Annotated in this window: 18 protein-coding genes and 2 pseudogenes; 12 read left to right on the top strand and 8 right to left on the bottom strand. The window is 61.8% G+C overall.

Annotation, left to right across the window (positions count from 1 at the left end; genetic code table 11):
- Nucleotides 1-667: pseudogene (locus NKH59_RS27020) on the top strand (IS1380 family transposase); the annotation flags it as partial.
- A gap of 702 nt (nt 668-1369) precedes the next feature.
- Here NKH59_RS27020 and NKH59_RS27015 read toward each other — a convergent pair.
- The 8 genes from NKH59_RS27015 to panB all read right to left on the bottom strand — a co-directional run bounded on the left by NKH59_RS27015 (nt 1370) and on the right by panB (nt 8803).
- Nucleotides 1370-1585, bottom strand: a complete 216-nt coding sequence (locus NKH59_RS27015) for a helix-turn-helix domain-containing protein (protein ID WP_352453550.1) — start codon at nt 1583-1585, stop codon at nt 1370-1372.
- Between the two features lie 460 nt (nt 1586-2045).
- Nucleotides 2046-3869 carry a glutamine--fructose-6-phosphate transaminase (isomerizing) gene (gene glmS, locus NKH59_RS27010; RefSeq protein WP_353023571.1) on the bottom strand — a complete coding sequence of 608 codons (1824 nt, stop codon included), beginning with the start codon at nt 3867-3869 and terminating at the stop codon, nt 2046-2048.
- 811 nt (nt 3870-4680) lie between these two features.
- Nucleotides 4681-5091: a DNA -binding domain-containing protein gene (locus tag NKH59_RS27005; protein ID WP_084643024.1), complete on the bottom strand. Its 411-nt coding sequence runs from the start codon at nt 5089-5091 to the stop codon at nt 4681-4683.
- Between the two features lie 58 nt (nt 5092-5149).
- A complete protein-coding gene (locus NKH59_RS27000; protein ID WP_352496584.1) occupies nt 5150-5524 on the bottom strand; it encodes a transcriptional regulator domain-containing protein in 375 nt (124 codons plus the stop codon).
- A gap of 3 nt (nt 5525-5527) precedes the next feature.
- Nucleotides 5528-6172: an acyl-homoserine-lactone synthase gene (locus NKH59_RS26995; protein WP_353023569.1), complete on the bottom strand. Its 645-nt coding sequence runs from the start codon at nt 6170-6172 to the stop codon at nt 5528-5530.
- Nucleotides 6173-6265: 93 nt separating this feature from the next.
- Nucleotides 6266-6991, bottom strand: coding sequence for a LuxR family transcriptional regulator (locus NKH59_RS26990; RefSeq protein WP_353023567.1), 726 nt, complete (start codon nt 6989-6991; stop codon nt 6266-6268).
- 94 nt (nt 6992-7085) lie between these two features.
- Complete coding sequence (panC, locus tag NKH59_RS26985) at nt 7086-7946, bottom strand: pantoate--beta-alanine ligase (protein ID WP_353023565.1); 861 nt, start codon at nt 7944-7946, stop codon at nt 7086-7088.
- Complete coding sequence (gene panB / locus NKH59_RS26980) at nt 7943-8803, bottom strand: 3-methyl-2-oxobutanoate hydroxymethyltransferase (RefSeq protein WP_352496588.1); 861 nt, start codon at nt 8801-8803, stop codon at nt 7943-7945. Before panB ends, panC begins: the two co-directional genes overlap by 4 nt.
- A 172-nt stretch (nt 8804-8975) precedes the next feature.
- Between panB and NKH59_RS26975 the strand changes: the two genes are divergently transcribed.
- From NKH59_RS26975 to NKH59_RS33575, 11 genes and pseudogenes are all read left to right on the top strand, one after another.
- Nucleotides 8976-9944 (top strand): NUDIX hydrolase, encoded by a 969-nt coding sequence (locus tag NKH59_RS26975; protein WP_023722073.1) that lies wholly within the window; start codon nt 8976-8978, stop codon nt 9942-9944.
- A gap of 66 nt (nt 9945-10010) precedes the next feature.
- Nucleotides 10011-10985 (top strand): quinolinate synthase NadA, encoded by a 975-nt coding sequence (gene nadA, locus NKH59_RS26970; RefSeq protein WP_352938769.1) that lies wholly within the window; start codon nt 10011-10013, stop codon nt 10983-10985.
- Nucleotides 10982-12523, top strand: a complete 1542-nt coding sequence (locus NKH59_RS26965; RefSeq protein WP_353023563.1) for an L-aspartate oxidase — start codon at nt 10982-10984, stop codon at nt 12521-12523. The genes nadA and NKH59_RS26965 overlap by 4 nt, the downstream gene beginning before the upstream one ends.
- Complete coding sequence (gene nadC / locus NKH59_RS26960; RefSeq protein ID WP_352484146.1) at nt 12523-13377, top strand: carboxylating nicotinate-nucleotide diphosphorylase; 855 nt, start codon at nt 12523-12525, stop codon at nt 13375-13377. The genes NKH59_RS26965 and nadC overlap by 1 nt, the downstream gene beginning before the upstream one ends.
- 95 nt (nt 13378-13472) lie before the next feature.
- Complete coding sequence (gene bioB / locus NKH59_RS26955; RefSeq protein WP_352484180.1) at nt 13473-14471, top strand: biotin synthase BioB; 999 nt, start codon at nt 13473-13475, stop codon at nt 14469-14471.
- Nucleotides 14468-15607 (top strand): 8-amino-7-oxononanoate synthase, encoded by a 1140-nt coding sequence (locus NKH59_RS26950; protein WP_353023561.1) that lies wholly within the window; start codon nt 14468-14470, stop codon nt 15605-15607. Before bioB ends, NKH59_RS26950 begins: the two co-directional genes overlap by 4 nt.
- Nucleotides 15604-16239, top strand: a complete 636-nt coding sequence (gene bioD / locus NKH59_RS26945) for a dethiobiotin synthase (protein WP_352474693.1) — start codon at nt 15604-15606, stop codon at nt 16237-16239. The genes NKH59_RS26950 and bioD overlap by 4 nt, the downstream gene beginning before the upstream one ends.
- The gene (locus NKH59_RS26940; protein WP_352474692.1) at nt 16239-17504 is read left to right on the top strand and encodes an adenosylmethionine--8-amino-7-oxononanoate transaminase; all 1266 of its coding nucleotides are present in this window, start codon (nt 16239-16241) and stop codon (nt 17502-17504) included. The genes bioD and NKH59_RS26940 overlap by 1 nt, the downstream gene beginning before the upstream one ends.
- Entirely contained in the window at nt 17501-18484 is a 984-nt protein-coding gene (gene bioZ, locus NKH59_RS26935; RefSeq protein WP_352474690.1) for a 3-oxopimeloyl-[acyl-carrier-protein] synthase BioZ, read from the top strand. The genes NKH59_RS26940 and bioZ overlap by 4 nt, the downstream gene beginning before the upstream one ends.
- A 68-nt stretch (nt 18485-18552) precedes the next feature.
- Nucleotides 18553-18819, top strand: a complete 267-nt coding sequence (locus NKH59_RS26930; RefSeq protein WP_352474706.1) for an aspartate 1-decarboxylase — start codon at nt 18553-18555, stop codon at nt 18817-18819.
- A gap of 103 nt (nt 18820-18922) precedes the next feature.
- A pseudogene (locus tag NKH59_RS33575) lies at nt 18923-19087 on the top strand (NrtR DNA-binding winged helix domain-containing protein); the annotation flags it as partial.
- Nucleotides 19088-19530: the final 443 nt, after the last annotated feature.

Below are 19530 nucleotides of genomic sequence, written 5' to 3'. Positions count from 1 at the left end.
GGCCGAACATTCGAATCCTGCTCCGCGGCGATAGCCATTATTGCAACCCGCAGGTCATCGACTGGTGCCGCGCCAACGACGTCGATTTCATCTTTGGCCTCGCGCCCACCACGACCCTGCGCAAGCATGTCGCGGATCTGGAGGCCAGCACGACGGCGCGCTTCGAAGCGTCGGCCAAGACAGGCAAGGTCCGCAGGTTCAAGGAGTTCGTTGACGGCGCCGCTAGTTGGAGCCGCGTCGAGCGCATCATCGCGCGGGTCGAGGTCGGCGCCCAAGGTGGCGATATCGCTTCGTCGTCACCAATCTTGCCGGTGGGAAGGCCAAGGCGCTCTACGAGGATGTCTACTGCCGGCGCGGCGCGGCCGAGAACCACATCAAGTCGTGGAAGACGCATCTTGCCGCCGACCGCACATCCTGCACCAGAGCGACGGCCAACCAGTTCCGGCTATTCCTGCATGCCGGTGCTTACTGGTTGATGTGGGGCTTGCGGGCCGCGATGCCGAGGCGCTCGAGCTTTGCCGTCGCCCAATTCGACACGCTGCGATTGCGCCTCATCAAAATCGCTGCGCGGGTGGTCGAGATGAAATCGCAAATCCGCCTGCACCTGCCGACATCGTGCCCCGACCAGCGCATCCTGCGCATCGTCCTCGATCGCATCCCCCAACTCGCGACATACGATGGGGGCAGACGCCCCGAAACGAACCCGTCGACCGCAACCTGCAAACCCCCGCCTGCCATCACGACGGAGCAATCCCGGCGCCTGACGAGGCGCGTGGAAAAGCACCGCAACGGCGACCACAACGTCGCTTCAGGCCGTCAAAAGCTTATCGCCGTGCATCAAGGCGGCTAGAAGCGCGCCGGCAGCCTGGCGGGGGGCTTGGGGTTAGACTGCCGGCGCACGCCACTCATGAAGAGCGGCCCCTTTTTGCGGTTCCGACACCCATAGTCAACCCGGCAGCGTCTGGATGCCCGCTGTGCTCTTTTCAGAGCGGCTCGCGATGCCGGCCATGTCGGCCGATCCTGCCTAGGATGGGGGGCCACTCTCGTCGGCCGAGTTGATGCTCCAGCCAGTATCGCCTTGCCAACCAGCATGGGTTCGCCGTTAGCAATCCATCCTCGCGAGCCAATGCTATCGTGCACGTGTCGCAGCACTCCGGGCGGCTATATCGCCTAAGACAGCATGACGAAGCGTTCCAACTTCCTGTTCGGCGAGCCCGTGTGCAGTTCCTGACTCGGACAGTGGACGAGAATTCTCTTGGCGGTACTGCGCCAGAAGGCATTCGCGTCCAACGGAATCAAGCGACGACTATCAGCCGCAAACGTCACATCACAAGAGCGGTCTTCCACCCATTGCAGATTATCCGACTGATCAGGCGGCGTCCGATATGTCCGACTCTGCCTCAAGAATTCCCACAGGTATGGACAGCGATCTCGCTATCCGATTCCGATAGCCCTTATTGTACTTTAGACCCCGCTCGATGTTTTGGATTTCCTGAGCGGCAAGCCCGCACGCGACCGCGAGGTCCTCGATTGAATACCCAAGGTGCTCACGATAAGCGCGGATGATGTGGGTCCCCTGCGACATAGCCGTCAAGACTGGCTCGGGAATGCGCGAATCCTTCATAAACATCTCCAAGAAGATGGGAGCGCCTGACAAATCGGGAGATTTCCTCCCCGACCCTGGCGCACACCCAGCAAATCAAAAAAATGGACGTCCATTCGGCCGGACCGGCCTCATCCATGGAATGGGCCACTTGAAATTGGCAGCCGGGTCGGAATATGGCGGCTCACCTGCTTCTGATCAAGTTCTAAGAACCTGCCCGCCATGAGATGGCCTGATCGGCTGTAGCGCATTCGACCTGCGATCTTACACGACTCATTCTCCCCGATGGCTTTCTTGAACAGCAACTCGAACTCTCACTGACGCCTCCAGTGGCTATTCGCGGCACCGTCCACCCAGCCTCGCGGACGCTGATACCTTCGACCAATTTCCACCGCCGATGCAGCGAAGATGGACAAGCATCGCCACCTATAAAGGTTCACAATCATTCGACCGTGACCGATTTTGCGAGATTGCGCGGCTGGTCTACATCTGTGCCCATGAAGAGCGCCGTGTGGTAGGCAAGAAGCTGTATCGGCAGCGAGAAGATCATCGGCGCGATAATCTCGTCGACAGCCGGCAGCACGAGCGTGTGCATGGTGTCGAGTTTCGATGCGGCTGCCCCTTTTTCATCGGTGATGAGGATAATCCGCCCTCCACGGGCAGCCACTTCCTGCATGTTGGAGACGGTCTTGTCGAAAAAGCGATCATGGGGCGCGATGACGATCACTGGCATGTTGTCGTCTATCAATGCGATCGGACCGTGCTTCAATTCACCCGCCGCATAGCCCTCGGCATGGATGTAGGAAATCTCCTTGAGCTTCAGCGCACCTTCCATCGCTAGCGGGAAACTGGTGCCACGGCCGAGATACAGGACGTCACGACACTTTGACAGTTCGCGCGACAGGAACTCGATCTCCGGCTGGATGCTGTTGAGTACCTGGCCCATGACGCGCGGCACTTCGGCGAGGCTCCTGACGAGCGCCTGCAGCTCGTCTTCGGTTACGGTCCCGCGGGCTCTGGCGGCGCCGATGGCGAGTGCGGCTAGAACGGCAAGCTGGCAGGTAAACGCCTTGGTGGAGGCGACGCCGATCTCCGGTCCGGCAAGGATCGGGAAGACCGCATCGGCCTCCCGAGCGATGGTCGATTCGCAGGCATTGACGATAGCGCCAATTTTCAGCCCACGCTCCTTGCAGTACCTCAACGATGCGAGCGTATCAGCGGTTTCGCCGGACTGCGAAATGAAAAGAGCCGCCGACTGCGGCGACAACGGGATCTCGCGGTAACGGAATTCGGACGCAACGTCGATTTCAACTGTCAGGCGCGCATAGCGCTCGAACCAGTATTTTCCGATCAGTCCGGCGAGATAGGCGGTCCCGCAGGCCGAGATCGCCAAGCTCGGGATCCTGGCGAAATCGATGCCAGAAACCGTGTCGGCGCGATTCTCTATGATGTTGCTATAGTGACGGAGAGCATGGGCGATGACTTCGGGCTGCTCGTAGATTTCCTTCTCCATGAAGTGGCGATGAGTGCCCTTGTTGGCCAGATCGGCCGCGGCCGTGGAGGTATGGCGCGGACGCTCGACGGGATGGCCGTCGAAATCGAAGATATGGGCGCCCGAATTGCCGACAACGGCCCAGTCGCCCTCGATGAGATAGGTAATTTCATTGGTGAAGGGAGCGAGCGCGATCGCGTCGGAGCCCAGGAACATCTCGCCGTCGCCGTGACCGATCGCCAGCGGTGGTCCGTTGCGCGCCGCCATGATGGTCGACGGATCATCTTCGAAGAGGACGGCAAGCGCATAGGCGCCCCTGAGGCGTTTCAGCATGGCACGCATCGCCTCTTGCCGCCTCATGCCCTCCCGGCGGTGTCTTGCCAAGAGATGCGCGACGACCTCGGTGTCGGTATCGGTCTGGAACTCGGCGCCAGCCGCCGCCAATTCGTCCTTCAGCTCGGTGAAATTCTCGATGATCCCGTTATGGACGACGGCGACACCGTCGGTAAAGTGCGGGTGCGCATTGCGTTCCGTCGAGGCCCCATGGGTTGCCCAACGCGTGTGGCCGATGCCGATGTTGCCGCTCAGCGGCTCTTCCTTCAGTCTCCTCTCGAGATTGACGAGCTTGCCCTCGGCGCGCCGGCGGTGCAAGGCACCTTCGGTGATCGTCGCAACGCCGGCGGAATCATAGCCGCGATATTCCAAACGCTTCAATGCGTCGACCAACCGATCCGACACCGGCTGTTGCCCAACGATGCCAACAATCCCGCACATGTTCGTCTTCCATTCTTGCCGGCAGCTTCAGCCCACGCGAGACGGATACCCATCCGGTCGCTTTCATTGGGAGATCTTCTAGTAGTATTGGGTAATATTGGTATAATTGATTGTAGGGATAGCTATCATCCACCCCATGGATAAGACGCGTTTGGGGCCCTGATCTAACTTCCTCGTTGCGCCTGACGTCCTCATGACCGAACGCAAGCCCACACCCGCGGCACGAAGGAACAATCGGCCATGCGCGATCATCCCGGCCACGCACCTGACCACGAACCGCCGCCGCTCGTGGTCACGCGGTGATCGGCATGATCACACAGCACTGTAGTTAGGCAGCATCAGCGACGCATGGTCGGCATCATCATCATCGGCAACGTCGGCGCCGTCGGCATGATTCACGTTCGTCACGTTGATCATAATCATCGTCGCCGCCGATCTAGTTTCTGATTGCCTGCCGCTTTGACGCGGCTTTCGCCGGTAGAGCTTAGCCCGCGATGGCCTATCAATACGCTGTTAGTCGGCATGGCCGAAACCGAGAGTCAGGCGGCGCAGGCCACAGAGCACGTTCAGCGACCGTTTCAGTCAGCGCCGGCTTTGTCGGGGTTCGTAACGGTCATCAGGATTCTCGGGGCATGAATGCACTATCACGAAAGCGTTGGTTCTTAGTGCTTCGTCCGTATTACTCAAACCCGATTCCCGCAGCGGAAGAACTAGGCGCGTGTCACGTTTTGTACAAGGCACAATAGCAGTGAGAAATGGAGATTGATGCCTGCCCGTTTTCGGATAAACAATCACCGAGCTGTCACCCGAATTACATCAGGAACTGTCTATAGCCACCGCCCATCAGGTAGCGGCCACGTTGGATGGCGCGACGCACCTGATCGCGAAGATGGCTACCTGGATGAGACCAATCTTCTTCGACACGGCGTCTCCCGAACAGGGCAATGGCGATCTCCTGATGAGATGCTCCCGCAAGCGAGCCATCCAAAGCCTGGAGCACGATACGCAGACGCGCTCCGCGGGGTTCCGGCGGAAAGCAAGCAGCCGCCAGGCGGCCGCAACCATTGATGTCGTTCAGGAACTGAAGGGCAGCGACATGGAACTTCAGGTGCTGCGGCTGCACGATCGCGTCGACATATAGCCGCAACGGGCGGAGAACGGATGCACCGGAAAGGGCGATCTGCAGACTCCGGCAGTCCTCCCTCAGCAGCACGTGCTGCACGCCGGCAGGTGTCAGCAGGATGTCCTTGCAGCATGAGAGCGAAGGGAGATCAAGCGGTTCAAAATCGTGGTCGAGCCCAACCGGCTCCGCGGCCGCTCGTAGAATACGGGCGCAGTCGCGCGGATCCCAAAAGACCCTTGCCGACGTAGCGTCCGACTGTGGCGCGTCCGCGAAAAAGGAGGCTCCATTGTCTTAGGAAAGATGATCCTGTCGTCAACTCGATTATCTTCATGTCGGCCTGGGCTCCGACAATGTAGGCGGACGGTGCCATTTTGGCGTGGTCGCGCTGGAATTGTGGATTGCGCCGAAGAAACTCCCAGGCCCAGGCAGTGCGTGGCAATCGTCTGGCGTAGTGGTAAGCTTCGTGACGACGCCAGTCCGGCCAGCATACAAGACCGACCGTCGCTTCCTTGGGCAGACCAGCATCCTTCACGGCTCAGGTGTCCACAATGCCGCACGGGCCTAGAACCGGTTGCCACAGTACCGGTCCGCTCAGACGTCCCCTGCTGCGGATGCGCAAAAGGCTCGCGCGGGAAATCTCGAGAAACCCGGCCACCGCCTCCGTTTTGCCGACGGACTTGGGTTGTCCGATGCGCGACAATGGCCACGTCGCGAGGCGAAGGATCCGTTCCATGCGCGTGTCCGTAACCGTTACTATCCGGGTCAGATCCTTGGCCAAGCCGAACTCGATCATGCCCGCGAAGAGCTCGTAGGTTGCCTGGGCCAGTCCGCCCGCTGCCTTGGGCGCCGACGGAGGAAGATCGAGCGCGAAACGACTGCTCTCCCATATGTCGGAGGTCGAGGGCACGACGTCAGCACCCAGCAGCACCGGGAACGTGTCGCGCAACATTGTGGGTCCGGTGCTGGGCAAAAGACGCACGCAACCGCGAATTCGCCAGTCGGATCCCTTGAGGAGCAGATAGACAGGCTTCAGACCATCAAACGGGTCTGTTTCCATCTGGTCTTCGGTATCAACTTCCCAATCGAGCCTTTCCTTGAACACCCGAAACCTGAGCCCGTGCATCTCTTTGAGCTCGCTTGCGAACTCGTCGTAAAGGTCTGGTGTTATCAGCTGCATCATGGTCGCCTCCGTGCGGGATGTGTTCCCGCCATCGAAGGGCAAAGCCGGCAGCGATGCAGCCTGTAGAGGTTTACAGCTATCGTGGCCGACGAATCAGGATCTCGCCTGGCCGGAGGCAGCCAGTCGTGCAACGGCCTGGTTGATCGTTCGAACGCCAAGCTTTGCCTTGGCGTTTTCCAGATGAAAGGTCACGGTGCGCTTTGAGACGCCGAGAAGCTGGCTGATAACCCAAGCCGACTTGCCGCGCGCCGCCCATTTCAGGCACTCGAACTCCCGCGGGGTGAGCGTTACACCATCCACCACGCGATCGTCGGCGAGCCTGCGCCGGACATGGATATGAAAGTTGATGGCCACCAGCTGCAATGCTTTTTCGTAACGTGTCAGTGACCGCAACAGAGGCGGGCGGGACTCGTCGGAAGCAAAGGTCAGGGCAGCAAACCGGCCGCAATGATCATGTATGGATATCGTCAGGCCGCCGCGGATGCCAAACTCAGCCGCACTCTCCAGAATTTGTTGCTGCGAATTCGGCAGACAGTGCCGAGCGCGATCCACACCCCAATCAAAGGTATCCCAGCCTTGCAGCCCGCGCAGGATGACCGGATCAAGACTGTGGTACCGCTGTTGCAGATAACGTGATGTCCAGGATGAAGGATAGTTTGAGATCAATTGCGGGGCGTCGCCGGGGGCCGACGGGTAAGTGAAATAGGCGAATAGCGGAAAATCGAAGCCGGCTGCAGCGGATGCCATTGCCTCACGGAGATCGGCAGCATCAACACTTGCAGACAGTTGCTCGACGAAGTTCTCAAACACGCGATGCATTTGCGCTTTGCGTAACCTCCGTGATCGCTCGATGCCAGGCAGAGACCTTGTTTTAAACGATCCCGGACGGATACAGCGCGTGCCGAGAACCCCGTTAATCTGTTGAAACCCGTGATATTCTGACGTTGTCTATGAGCCGTGTGCCGCCGAGCCAGGCCGCGACAAGCAAGCGTGCAGGTCGGTCAAGGCTTGTCATGGGTCGCAAATCTGCCTCGTCGCGAAGTTCCAGGTATTCGACCTCGCGATAGCCCGCAGCCAGAATTGCTGCGCGCGCTTCGGCAAGCGTTGGCAGGACGGGCGAGCCGCGGGCAAGCCGCTCAGCCGTCTCGAGCAAGACCGATGGTAGCTTGGGGGCAACAACACGCTCTACTGGCGAGAGCCGGACATTGCGCGATGATAGTGCAAGACCGTCGGCTTCGCGGACTGTCGGACAAGGAACAATGGTGATTGGAATATCCAGGTCCCGGGCCATACGCCTGACTAGCTGAAGCTGCTGAAAGTCCTTTTCGCCAAAGAAGCCGAAGTCAGCGCTGGTCTGCAGGAAGAGCTTGGCGACGACGGTCGCCACGCCATCGAAATGTCCCGGCCGGAAGGCACCGCACAGGCCCTCGCTGACACCGGACACCGAAACGGTCGTGGCGAAGGCCGCCGGATACATTTCCTCTGCATCCGGCGCATAAAGCAGGTGCGCGCCAAGCGGTGCCAGCTTGGCGGCATCCTCGTCCTCGGTGCTCGGATACGCGGCGAGATCGGCTTGGCTATCGAATTGCTTCGGGTTGACGAAGAGCGTCACGATCACCCGGTCGGCCTTCTCGAGTGCCGCGCGCACCAGGCTGAGATGGCCCTCATGCAGGACGCCCATCGTTGGCACCACGGCAATCCTCACGCCCTCGCGGCGCCATGCGGCGATGATTTGGCGAAGCTGGGGAACGCTCCTCACAATCGGCACGCTCACGCTGCTTCTCCGCTCTTGGTGGCGTCCGCGTCGGCGGGCTTGCGCGCATCGGCAAACACGTGCTCGGCGGCCGGAAACTGGCGCTCCTTCACTTCCCGCGCATAGGCCGCGATCGCAGCCGCAGCGGCCTCCCCCATTTCAGCATAGCGCTTGACGAATTTGGGCCGGAAGTCGCCGAAGAGGCCCAGCATGTCGTCGACGACGAGAATCTGGCCGTCACAGGCTGCCGAGGCACCGATGCCAATGGTCGGGGTCGCCACCTCCCCGGTGATCCGGCGGGCGAGCGCCTCGGGAACCTTCTCCAGCACGACCGCAAAGGCGCCCGCTTCGCTCACCGCAAGCGCGTCGCGCCTGATGCGCTCGGCATCCCCGCCTCTGCCCTGCACACGGTAGCCACCGATGGTGTTGATCGCCTGCGGCGTCAAGCCGACATGGGCCATGACCGGCACGCCGCGCGCGGCGAGGAAGCCGATCGTCTCTGCCATCGTTTCGCCGCCTTCGAGCTTGACGGCCGCGCAGCCGGTCTCGGCCATGACGCGCGCGGCATTGCGGAAAGCCTGCTCGGGGCTTTCCTCGAAGGAACCGAACGGCAGGTCGACGACCATCAGCGCCTGCTCGAGGCCACGGCGCACGGCCTGGCCGTGCGTGATCATCATCTCCAGCGTCACACCGAGCGTCGAGGGCAGGCCGTGGAGAACCATGCCGACGCTGTCGCCGACCAGCACCACATCGCAATGGGGATCGACAAGCCGGGCGACTGGCGTCGTGTAGGCGGTAAGGCAGACGAGCGGCGTCCCACCTTTGCGCGAACGAATATCCGGCGGTGTGATCGCCTTGGTGTCACCAAACGCACTCAATGGACCCTCCTTCCCCAACGTTACCAACCGCGGGTGTCGCGTTTGCCACATTTTTGTGCAAGTGCGAAGAGCTAAAAATGGCCGTGCAGCTGTGCGGTGTTGACGTGCGGACAGGCGCGCTTACACTTAAATCGATTCAGGCGCCCCCGAGCTGGCCAACCACTTTCGCGACATGGACGATCAGGCAAAAGGACCCAGGAAAGACAGAGCCGCCGTCAAGGCCGACGAAGTCAAAGTGGACCTGATCGCCTTTGTCGTCGCCGTAAACGACAGTGAACCCTGTGTCCTCACCATCGGCCAGGCGGACACCCTGCCCTCCGGACCATTTGCGCTTGAGCACCGATCGCTGCAATCCGGTTTGAGGGGGTGGGTCGAGCAGCAGACCGGCCATCCGCTGGGGTATATTGAGCAACTCTACACCTTCGCGGATCGGGATCGCATCGGCGCCGAGCGCCAGCAGCGCGTCATCTCCATCAGCTATCTCGCATTGACCCGCAAGGAACAGGCAGCTGGCTCGCCCAAGTGCGGCTGGCAGAGCTGGTATGAATATTTTCCATGGGAGGACCACCGCTCCGGCACGCCTCCGGTCGTGCTGGACGTTCTGCGACCGCGCCTGATTGAATGGGCAGACGGCGTCAGCGACGCGGCCACGCGACGTGAACGCTGGCAGCGGGCGACGATAGCCTTCGGCTTCGACGACCGCCTTTGGAACGAGGAACTCACGCTTCAACGCTATGAGTTAGTCTACGAAGCAGGCCTGGTCCAAGAGGCCGGAAGCGGACGGGACGCGACGCTGCCTCCGCTGGTGCCCAGCAAGTCTATGGTCGCCGATCATCGCCGCATCGTGGCGACCGGCATTGCGCGGCTGCGCTCCAAGATCAAATACCGGCCGGTCGTCTTTGAGCTGATGCCGCCGGTCTTCACGCTTTTGCAGCTGCAGCGAACCGTGGAGGCGCTTGCCGGCAGGCTCGTGCGTAAGCCGAACTTTCGCCGGCTGATCGAGCAGCAGGAGCTGGTCGAAGAGACCGGAGAGGCAACCGCGGAGACCGGCGGCCGGCCAGCGAAGCTTTACCGGTTCCGCCACGCCGTTCTCGACGAGAGGGTCATCGCCGGGACAAAATTGCCGCTGGCGCGGGGTTGACATCGCTTATACTCACAGCAAGTATATGCTGGTTATTTTCAACTAGAGTATAAGCTGGAGGGGTCGATGAGCGCCATGCTGCCTGCGACCGCGTTTCTCTACGAGCGCGTCCGACGAGTGATCCCGCCGATCGAATGGCCGGCTTTCGTCGAGGATATCGAGGCGATCCTTGCACTGAAGCGCGAGCGCAACGCCATCATCCTGGCGCACAACTATCAGACCCCCGAGATCTTCCATTGCGTGGCCGACATCGTCGGCGACAGCTTGGCACTGGCCCGCACGGCTGCGACGATCGAGGCGCAAGTCATCGTGCTGGCCGGCGTACATTTCATGGCCGAAACGGCCAAGCTGCTCAATCCGCAAAAGACGGTGCTCATTCCCGACCTGCGGGCAGGCTGTTCGTTGGCGGAATCGATCACGGCAGAAGACGTGCGCTTGATGCGCCAGCGTTATCCCGGCGTGCCGATCATCACTTATGTCAACACGTCGGCCGAAGTGAAAGCCGAGTCGGATATCTGCTGTACATCCGGCAACGCCAAGGCGGTCGTCCAATCCCTTGGCGTTCCCCAGGTGATCATGTTGCCGGACGAATATCTGGCCCAGAATATCGCCGCCCAGACCGATGTGCAGATCATCGCCTGGAAAGGGCATTGCGAGGTGCATGAGCGCTTTACACCGGCCGACATCCGCGAGTTGCGCGAAAGCCATCCCGGCGTGATCGTGCTCGCGCATCCCGAATGCCCTCCCGACGTCGTGGCTGAAGCAGATTTTTCCGGCTCGACCGCTGCCATGTCCGACTATGTCGAGAGGCAAAGGCCGGCACGTGTCGTGCTGATGACGGAATGTTCGATGAGCGACAACGTCGCGTTAGCGCACCCAGAGGTCGAGTTCATCCGGCCCTGCAATTTGTGCCCTCACATGAAGCGGATCACGCTTGCCAACATCCGCATGGCGCTCGAGCAGAACCACCATGTCGTAACCATCGAACCCGGGATCGCCGGGCGCGCGCGGCTTGCGGTCGAACGGATGCTGGCAATTTGAGCGCCGATGTCCGCAGCTTCTTCGGGCGGCCCATCATCATCGGCGGCGGCATCGCCGGATTGATGACCGCGCTTCAACTGGCGCCGGAGCCGGTGCTGCTTCTGTCCAGGACGCTGCTGGGAGCTGACAATTCGAGCACCTGGGCACAGGGTGGTCTGGCTGCAAATTTCGGCGAAGACGACGATCCGGCACTGCACCTGGCCGATACGCTTGCCGCCGGGGATGGTCTCTGCGACACAGACGTGGCGAGCCGCATCCTCCAAGCCGCGCCCAAGGCGATAGAGGGGCTTGCGGGCTTTGGGGTTCCCTTCGACCGTACGCCGAAAGGATCACTGTGCCTCGGATTGGAGGCCGCACACAGCCGACGTCGCATCGTTCATGCGCATGGTGACGGCACCGGGCGTGAGATCATGCGTGCCCTGATCGCGGCTGTGCGTTCCACTCCGTCGATTGTTGTCGTGGAGGGGGTGGAAGCGCGCCGGCTGGCGGTGCGAGAGAATGCGATCCGAGGCGTCTGGGCGAGCGGTTCGATAGGACCTGTCTTCTTCGGCTCACGGCGGGTCGTCCTCGCCACCGGTGGGATCGGGGGACTGTTTCTCGACACCACCAATCCTTGGGGCAGTTACGGACAGGGCCTGGCGCTTGCGGCCCGCGCTGGAGCTGTCCTTGCCGACCTCGAGTTCATCCAGTTCCACCCGACCGCGCTTGACGGCCCGGAACGCCCTATGGTGCTGGTCAGCGAGGCCGTCCGCGGCGAAGGTGCTGCCCTGATCGACGAAACCGGCCAGGCTTTTCTCCAGAGCGTGCCAGGGGCGGAACTTGCGCCTCGTGATGTCTTGGCGCGCGCCGTCTGGAACCATCTTGCCAACGGCCACCGTGTTTTTCTCGACGCGCGGCAACGGCCTGGCCCGGAATTTGCTCGACACTTCCCGACAATCGCATCAGCCTGTCGTGGAGCCGGCATCAATCCCGCGCGCGATCTCATCCCCATTCGTCCGGCCCAACACTACCACATGGGTGGCGTTGCCGTGGACGGCTCCGGTAGGACCTCCGTCAAGGGGCTGTGGGCCTGCGGCGAAGTCGCTTCGACAGGACTGCATGGCGCCAACAGGCTCGCCAGCAATTCCTTGACCGAGGCCGTCGTGTGCGCGCGCTGGGTCGCTGAAAGTGTCGCCGGAACGCCTGCTCGCAGAACAAAGCCTGCGTTTGCGGACGTTTACCCATCGCCCGCGCCGACACCCGTGCGTGTTTTCCTGTCGCGCGCACTCGGCATCGTCCGGGATGGTGAAGGTTTGAAAGCAGCCGCACGTGCCTTATTGCCGCTCGCCGAAAGCAAGGACGCGGCCTCGGATGCGGCGGCTGTCGGGCTAATGATCGCGGTTGCCGCCTTGTTGCGCCAAGAAAGCCGCGGCGCTCATTACCGGACAGATTTTCCTCATCATGCGACTGTCGCCCGACGGTCCGAAATCACCCTCGAAGCCGCCCTGGCCGCTGCGCGGGAACTCGGAAACTCGCCAAGCCTCGAAGGGGCAAAGTGATGACGCTCTCACCGCTTCCCACGGTCATGCTTGAGCCGCTTGTAAGGGCAGCTCTTCTTGAAGACCTTGGCAGAGCCGGCGACTTGACCACGGAGGCCATCGTGCCGAAGGCACACCAAGCGGGAACCGTGCTGGCGGCGCGCCAGTCCGGAGTTGTCGCCGGCCTCGATCTGGCGATGCTCGCTTTCCGCTTGATTGATCCTGATGTCGAAATCTCGGTGGAGCGGGCAGACGGCTGCAATGTCATGGATGGAGAGGTCATTGCAACGGTGAGTGGTCCGGCCCGGGCCATTCTCACAGCCGAACGGACGGCGCTCAATTTTCTCTGTCATCTGAGCGGCATCGCTACAGCAACGGCATCGATCGTCGCTGCGGTTCGTGGATATGGCGCGAAGATCGTCTGCACGCGCAAGACGACGCCCGGATTGCGGGCAGTCGAAAAATATGCCGTGCGCGCAGGTGGCGGATCCAATCACCGCTTCGGCCTCGACGACGCAATTCTGATCAAGGACAACCACATCGCCATCGCAGGCGGCGTTCGCCCGGCGCTCGAGCGAGCACGACGACGGGCCGGTCATCTCGTCAAGATCGAAGTCGAGGTCGATACGCTGGCCCAGTTGGAGGAGGTACTTGGCTTCGCTCCCGATGCGGTTCTGCTCGACAACATGTCCCTCGCCGATCTTCGCCGCGCCGTCGCAATCGTTGGCGGCCGTGCTATCACCGAGGCTTCTGGCGGGATCGCATCCGATACAGCGCGAGCGATTGCCGCGACCGGCGTTGATCTGATTTCAGTCGGCCGACTGACCCACAGCGCGCCGATCCTGGATATCGGCCTCGACTATTGGGGCCCATGATTGCCTGAGGGACGAACAGGATCGAATCAACTGTCCTTTCCGATCGTCATCAATCAGACAGCAAAGCAAGGCAGAACCGGAGGAACAGCATGGACATGCAAACAGCCAGTCCAACGCAGACATCGCCACAGGCTCAATCCCCTGACCCTGGAGCGTGGACCCTGGAGAAGGCTCGGGCACTTCACGATGCCCCCTTCAACAATCTCCTCTTCCTCGCGCAAACCGTGCACCGCCAGAATTTCGATCCAAACAAGGTCCAGCTCAGCCGGCTGCTCAGCATCAAGACGGGCGGATGCCCGGAGGATTGCGGCTATTGCAGCCAGTCGGCGCAGCACGAGACCGGCCTGAAGGCGTCGAAGCTGATGGAGGTCCGGCACGTCGTCGCCGAAGCGAAGAAAGCGCGTGACGCCGGCGCCACCCGCTATTGCATGGGCGCGGCCTGGCGAAACCCCAAGGCGCGCGACATGGATGCGGTGGTGGCGATGGTCGAAGGCGTCAAGGCGCTGGGCATGGAGACCTGCATGACGCTCGGCATGCTCGATCTTGAGCAAGCCGCTCGACTGAAGCAGGCTGGTCTCGACTTTTACAACCACAACATCGATACATCGGAACGCTACTATAGCGAGATCATCAGCACGCGCAGCTTTGCCGAGCGGCTCGAGACGCTCGAGCACGTTCGCCAATCCGGCATCAAGGTCTGCTGCGGCGGCATTGTCGGCATGGGCGAGGAGCCGGTGGACCGGATCGGCATGCTGGTGACGCTGGCCAACCTGCCGGAACATCCGCAAAGCGTTCCGATCAACATGCTGATCCCGATCCCCGGCACCCCGCTTGCCGAAGCCAAGCCGATCGAGCCGATCGAATTCGTGCGCGTAATCGCGCTGGCGCGCATCATGATGCCGAAATCGCATATCCGTCTTTCCGCCGGCCGTACCGCCATGACCGACGAGATGCAGGCGCTGTGCTTTTTTGCCGGCGCCAACTCGATCTTCGTCGGCGACACGCTGCTGACGGCGGACAATCCCGGTGAGGACAAGGATACCCTGCTGTTCCGGCGCCTTGGCATCGAGCCGATGGAACTCGAGGCGCAATGAACGGGGCACCGCTTGCCCGCTATGAGGCGACCTTGCAGGGACTGGCGCGCAAGGACCGGCTGCGGACGCTGAAGCCGCGCGCCGGGCGCGACTTCTCGTCGAACGACTATCTCGGGCTTGCCGCCTCCAAAAGACTTGGCGAAGCGGTTGCGGCGGCGATTGCGCGTGGCACGCCGGTTGGCGCCACCGGGTCGCGGCTGTTGCGCGGCAATGCGCCGGAACACGAGCAGCTCGAGGCAGACGCGGCGGCATTCTTTGGAGCCGACCGCGCGCTGTTCTTCGGCAGCGGCTACATCGCCAACTTCGCTCTGCTGACCGCGCTGCCGCAGAAGGGCGACCTTTTGGTCCTCGATGAGCTCGCCCATGCCAGCATGCATGAGGGTGCGCAGGCCGGGCGCGCACAGTTCGTGCTGGCCGCGCACAACGACGCCAACGCTGTCGACGATGCGATCACGCGTTGGCGCGCCGAAGGCGGCATGGGATGCATCTGGATTGCGGTGGAAAGCCTTTACAGCATGGATGGCGACTGCGCGCCTTTGGAGAGCCTGGCCGCGCTTGCCGATCGGCACAACGCATTCATCGTCATTGACGAGGCGCACGCGACCGGCGTCTGGGGACCGGACGGCCGGGGGCTGGCCGCCGCTTTCGAGGGCCGCGACAACATCGTCGCGCTCCACACCTGCGGCAAGGCGCTCGGCGCATCTGGTGGGCTCGTGACCGGGCCGAGGACACTGTGCGAGTATCTGATCAACCGTTGCCGGCCATTCATCTACGCCACCGCGCCCTCGCCGCTCATGGCGGTCGCGGCGCGCGAAGCGCTCGCAATGCTCGCCGACGAGCCTAGGCGGCGTTTTCAGCTGCATGAACGCGTCGCCCTCGCAGGCCGCCAATTGGTCGATCGCTGCGGCGTGATACCAAGTGGCTCTCAGATCCAGCCCTTGGTGATCGGCGATGTCAGGCGCACCATGGCAGTGGCGGCGCGCCTGCAGGCCCGCGGCTTCGACATACGCGGCATTCGTCCGCCGACCGTGCCCGAGGGCACGTCGCGGCTGCGCATTTCGCTGACGCTCAACGTCGACGAAGCCGACATTTCGGCCATGGTCGAGGCGCTCGCCGAAGTGTTGGCCACGGCATGACCAGGCGCATCGTCATCACCGGAACAGACACCGGAATTGGCAAGACGGTGTTTTCGGCCGGGCTTGCCGGCCTGCTTGACGGTTTCTACTGGAAGCCGGTGCAATCGGGCCTCGACGGCGAGACCGACAGCGAGGCGGTTGCGCGACTTGCCGGGCTGCCGTCGGGGCGCGTGCTGCCGGAAGCCTACCGCTTGAAGAGCCCGCTTTCGCCGCATCGTTCGGCCGAAATCGACGACGTTTCGATCGAGGCTGCCGATCTTTCGTTTCCGGTCCTGCCGACACCGCTCGTCATCGAAGGCGCCGGCGGGCTGATGGTGCCGCTGAACCGCCGGACAAGGTTCATCGACATATTCGAGCAATGGCAATTGCCGGTCATTCTGTGCGCCCGCACCGCGCTCGGAACAATCAATCACACCCTGCTGTCGATCGAAGCCCTGCGGGCGCGCGCTATCCCGCTGGCTGGCATCGCCTTCATCGGCGATGAGATGACCGATACGCAACGGACGATCGTGGAATTCGGCGACGTGCCGCAACTCGGCAGGCTGCCGCACCTCGATCCGCTGACGGATAAAACGCTGAGACAAGCGATGATTGCCGGCTTCGACCTCGCTTTGATTGCCGGAGGCGAATGATGACGCAATCCCGTGTGTGGCATCCCTTCACCCAGCACGCGCTCGAGCCGGCGATCCCTGAAATCGTCCTGACTGAAGGCGCCTACCTCCACAAAGCCAATGGCGCGCGCATTCTGGACGCCATTTCCTCCTGGTGGGTCGTCACACATGGCCACCGCCACCCCAGCATTATGAAGGCAATCGAGACGACCGCCTCGAGCCTCGACCAGATCATCTTCGCAGGTTTCACGCACGAGCCTGCCGAATGCTTGGCCAAGGCGCTTGTCGGACTCGCTCCCGCCGGACTCGACTGGGTGTTCTATTCCGACAGCGGCTCGACCAGCGTCGAAGTCGCGCTGAAGATGGCCCTCGGCTATTTCCGCAACATCGGCGCGCCGCGCTCGCGCATCGTCGTGATGGAACATAGCTACCATGGCGACACCATCGGCGCGATGAGCGTCGGCGCCCGCGGCGTGTTCAACGCCCCCTATGAGCCTTTGCTGTTCGAGGTCGACACCATCCCCTTCCCGGCGGCCGGGCGGGAGCAGGAGACGCTGGATCGGTTCGAAGCAGTCTCCCGCGACCGGCGCCCCGCTGCGCTGATCGTCGAGCCGCTGGTGCTTGGCGCCGGCGGCATGCTGATGTATCCGGCCTGGGTTCTCACCGAATTGAAGAAGATCGCCGAAGCCTCCGGCACGCTGCTGATCGCCGACGAGGTGATGACAGGCTGGGGACGAACCGGAACCATGTTCGCCTGCGAGCAGGCGTCGATCTCTCCTGATATCCTTTGCACCTCCAAAGGCTTGACCGGCGGCGTGATCCCGCTGGCGGCCACGCTTGCCACCGATGCGATCTTCCAGGCTCATTATTCAGCGGATCGCAAGAAGACGTTTTTCCACTCGAGTTCCTACACGGCCAATCCGATTGCCTGCGCGGCAGCACTCGCCAATGTCGAGATCTGGCGTGACGAGCCGGTGGCCGAGCGGATCGCGGCCTTGAGCGAGAGACAGGCCGCCGGGTTTCGACGCTTTCGCGACAATGCCAACTTCACCGACAGTCGCGCGATCGGCACGATCCTGGCTCTCGACCTGCGCGCCGGCTCTGCCGGCTATCTGGCCGAGATCGGACCTAAGCTGCGGGCCTTTTTCCTCGAGCTCGGCCTGCTTGTGCGCCCGCTCGGCAATGTCCTTTATCTCCTGCCGCCCTATTGCGTCACCGGCGACGAGCTCTATCGGCTCCATGACGCGATCGAGGAGGCCGGCGAACGCTTCGGCTCAAAGCCATGAGCAGGTTGTCGCGCCTTCTCGGGTTTGGCCATCATGCGCCTGGGCGAAAGGTGGCGAATGCCGAAATCGAGACCAATCTCGGCCTCGAACCGGGCTGGATCGAGCGGCGTACTGGAATCCGGTCGCGCTTCTGGGCAACGGACGAAGACACGCTGTCTGGTCTTGCTGCGCAGGCCGGCGCGATGGCGCTGGCCAGCGCCGGCATTGCGCGCCACGACATCGGTCTGCTGCTGCTTGCCACCTCGACGCCCGATCACCTCCTGCCGCCCAGCGCGCCCCTGGTCGCACATCGGCTGGGGCTCGGCCGCGCCGGCGCGATCGATCTCACCGGCGCCTGCGCCGGCTTCATCTATGCGCTGATGTTTGCGGACGGATTTACCCGCCTGCACGGCAAAGCGAGCCTTATTATCGCCGCCAATATCCTCAGCCGCCGCATCAATCCCTCTGAGCGCGCCAGCGCCGTGCTGTTTGCCGATGCCGCCGGCGCCCTCGTGATCGGTCCCTGCGAGGATACTGATCGGGGGATTCTCGGTGCCTCCGTGGATTCGGACGGCTCGCGATACGGGCTGATCCAGATTCCCGCAGGAGGAAGCAACAAGCCGTTCCACGGTGACCTCGACCTCGCGCAAACCCGAATGACGATGACCGACGGCCGCGAAGTGTTCGCAAAGGCCGTCGAGATGATGACCGATTGCTCGATAAGCGCGCTAGCCGCTGCCGGAGTGCGACCACAGGATGTCGACCGGTTCGTGCCGCATCAGGCCAATGCTCGCATTTTCGATGCGGTCGGGCGAAACCTCGGCGTTGCCGATCACCTGATCGTCAAAACGATCGCCGAATATGGCAACTCTTCCGCCGCGACGATCCCGCTCTCACTGTCGCTCGCCAATCAAGCGGAGCCGTTTCGGCCGGGCGAGAAAATACTCCTGGCGGCGGCAGGTGCGGGACTCAGCGGCGGGGCGCTCGTAGTCGGGATTTAGCCCAGCGAAGCTGCTCAACATCAGGACTGACTTTGTGAGATGAATAGGACAACGGGACCAATGCGAAAATAGTCGCCGGCAAGCTGCACGGCATCCACGTCACCGAGCAAAGCTCAACTACCACGGTTCGATACTGCTCGACCCTGACCACGCCAAGAACCCGGGATCCTGCCAATGGATTCGTGGAGACATGGAGCAAGACTTCCGGCGCACGAATCTCGACCTATGTCATCCTCGGCGAGCGCGGCTCTCGATGCTGCATCCTCAACGGCGCGGCCGCCCGGAACCTGCCAGCCCACTCCATCCATCTGGACGAAGCGCACATTCCTGTCTGAAGCCGCGGATCGTTACGTTCGTCATCAACAATGTCGTCGGCTTCTCGCCGATGGCAATGCGCTGACGCGGACGGCGTTGACGATTACATCGGCAGGGGCGCTTCAGCAGAACTTTCGCCGGTTGATGGAGCAGCAGGAACTGGTGGAGGAGACCGGCGAAATTGCTTTTGATACCGGCGGTCGGCCGGCGAAGCTTTATCGCTTCCGCCACCATGTCCTCGACGAAACGGCTGTCGCCCGGACAAAATTGCCGCTGGCGCGGGCTTGACATCCTTTATACTCAACGTAGAAATATACCCTTATAATCAATTCGATTATAACGAGAAATTCATTCGCAAGTCCGAACCCGCGGTCTCGCTCGGGAAGCCCGTATGAGTGGATCGAAGTGATCTTGGAAATGAAACGCCCGAGGACGGGCTTTCAACCTTTGTCGTGAAGGAGGTGCCGCGCGAGTGGGCCAATGCCTTGCGGCAACGGTGAAGGATGTATACCACCAGTAAACGCGTGCGTCAAAGTCGCTGTCGAATGTACAGTTCGTCTAAATGTGCGATACGTTCGATTTGTGCAAGTAACACTTGGAAAAGTGTTGCATAAAAGAAACGTCTAATTATATAAAGCTGGCAAGCTAAACTTTAAACTTGCACAAATGAGCGTCGCGGATAGCGTCCCACTGTGAAGCGTGCACTGCGATGTGCGTCTGTTTCGATCGTG

This window comes from Mesorhizobium sp. M0998 (assembly GCF_040318885.1).
In the GTDB taxonomy this organism is placed as follows: domain Bacteria; phylum Pseudomonadota; class Alphaproteobacteria; order Rhizobiales; family Rhizobiaceae; genus Mesorhizobium.
This window is presented reverse-complemented; position numbering and strand designations above follow the sequence as displayed.

Bases quoted from the DNA above. Each gene is read 5' to 3' on its own strand.
- NKH59_RS26940 (WP_352474692.1), top strand. From the start codon at position 16,239: ATGACGCAATCCCGTGTGTGGCATCCCTTCACCCAGCACGCGCTCGAG.
- NKH59_RS26975 (WP_023722073.1), top strand. From the start codon at position 8,976: ATGGACGATCAGGCAAAAGGACCCAGGAAAGACAGAGCCGCCGTCAAG.
- glmS (WP_353023571.1), bottom strand. From the start codon at position 3,869: ATGTGCGGGATTGTTGGCATCGTTGGGCAACAGCCGGTGTCGGATCGG.
- bioZ (WP_352474690.1), top strand. From the start codon at position 17,501: ATGAGCAGGTTGTCGCGCCTTCTCGGGTTTGGCCATCATGCGCCTGGG.
- bioB (WP_352484180.1), top strand. From the start codon at position 13,473: ATGCAAACAGCCAGTCCAACGCAGACATCGCCACAGGCTCAATCCCCT.
- nadC (WP_352484146.1), top strand. From the start codon at position 12,523: ATGACGCTCTCACCGCTTCCCACGGTCATGCTTGAGCCGCTTGTAAGG.
- NKH59_RS27015 (WP_352453550.1), bottom strand. From the start codon at position 1,585: ATGTCGCAGGGGACCCACATCATCCGCGCTTATCGTGAGCACCTTGGG.
- nadA (WP_352938769.1), top strand. From the start codon at position 10,011: ATGAGCGCCATGCTGCCTGCGACCGCGTTTCTCTACGAGCGCGTCCGA.
- NKH59_RS26950 (WP_353023561.1), top strand. From the start codon at position 14,468: ATGAACGGGGCACCGCTTGCCCGCTATGAGGCGACCTTGCAGGGACTG.
- NKH59_RS26995 (WP_353023569.1), bottom strand. From the start codon at position 6,172: ATGATGCAGCTGATAACACCAGACCTTTACGACGAGTTCGCAAGCGAG.
- NKH59_RS26990 (WP_353023567.1), bottom strand. From the start codon at position 6,991: ATGCATCGCGTGTTTGAGAACTTCGTCGAGCAACTGTCTGCAAGTGTT.
- bioD (WP_352474693.1), top strand. From the start codon at position 15,604: ATGACCAGGCGCATCGTCATCACCGGAACAGACACCGGAATTGGCAAG.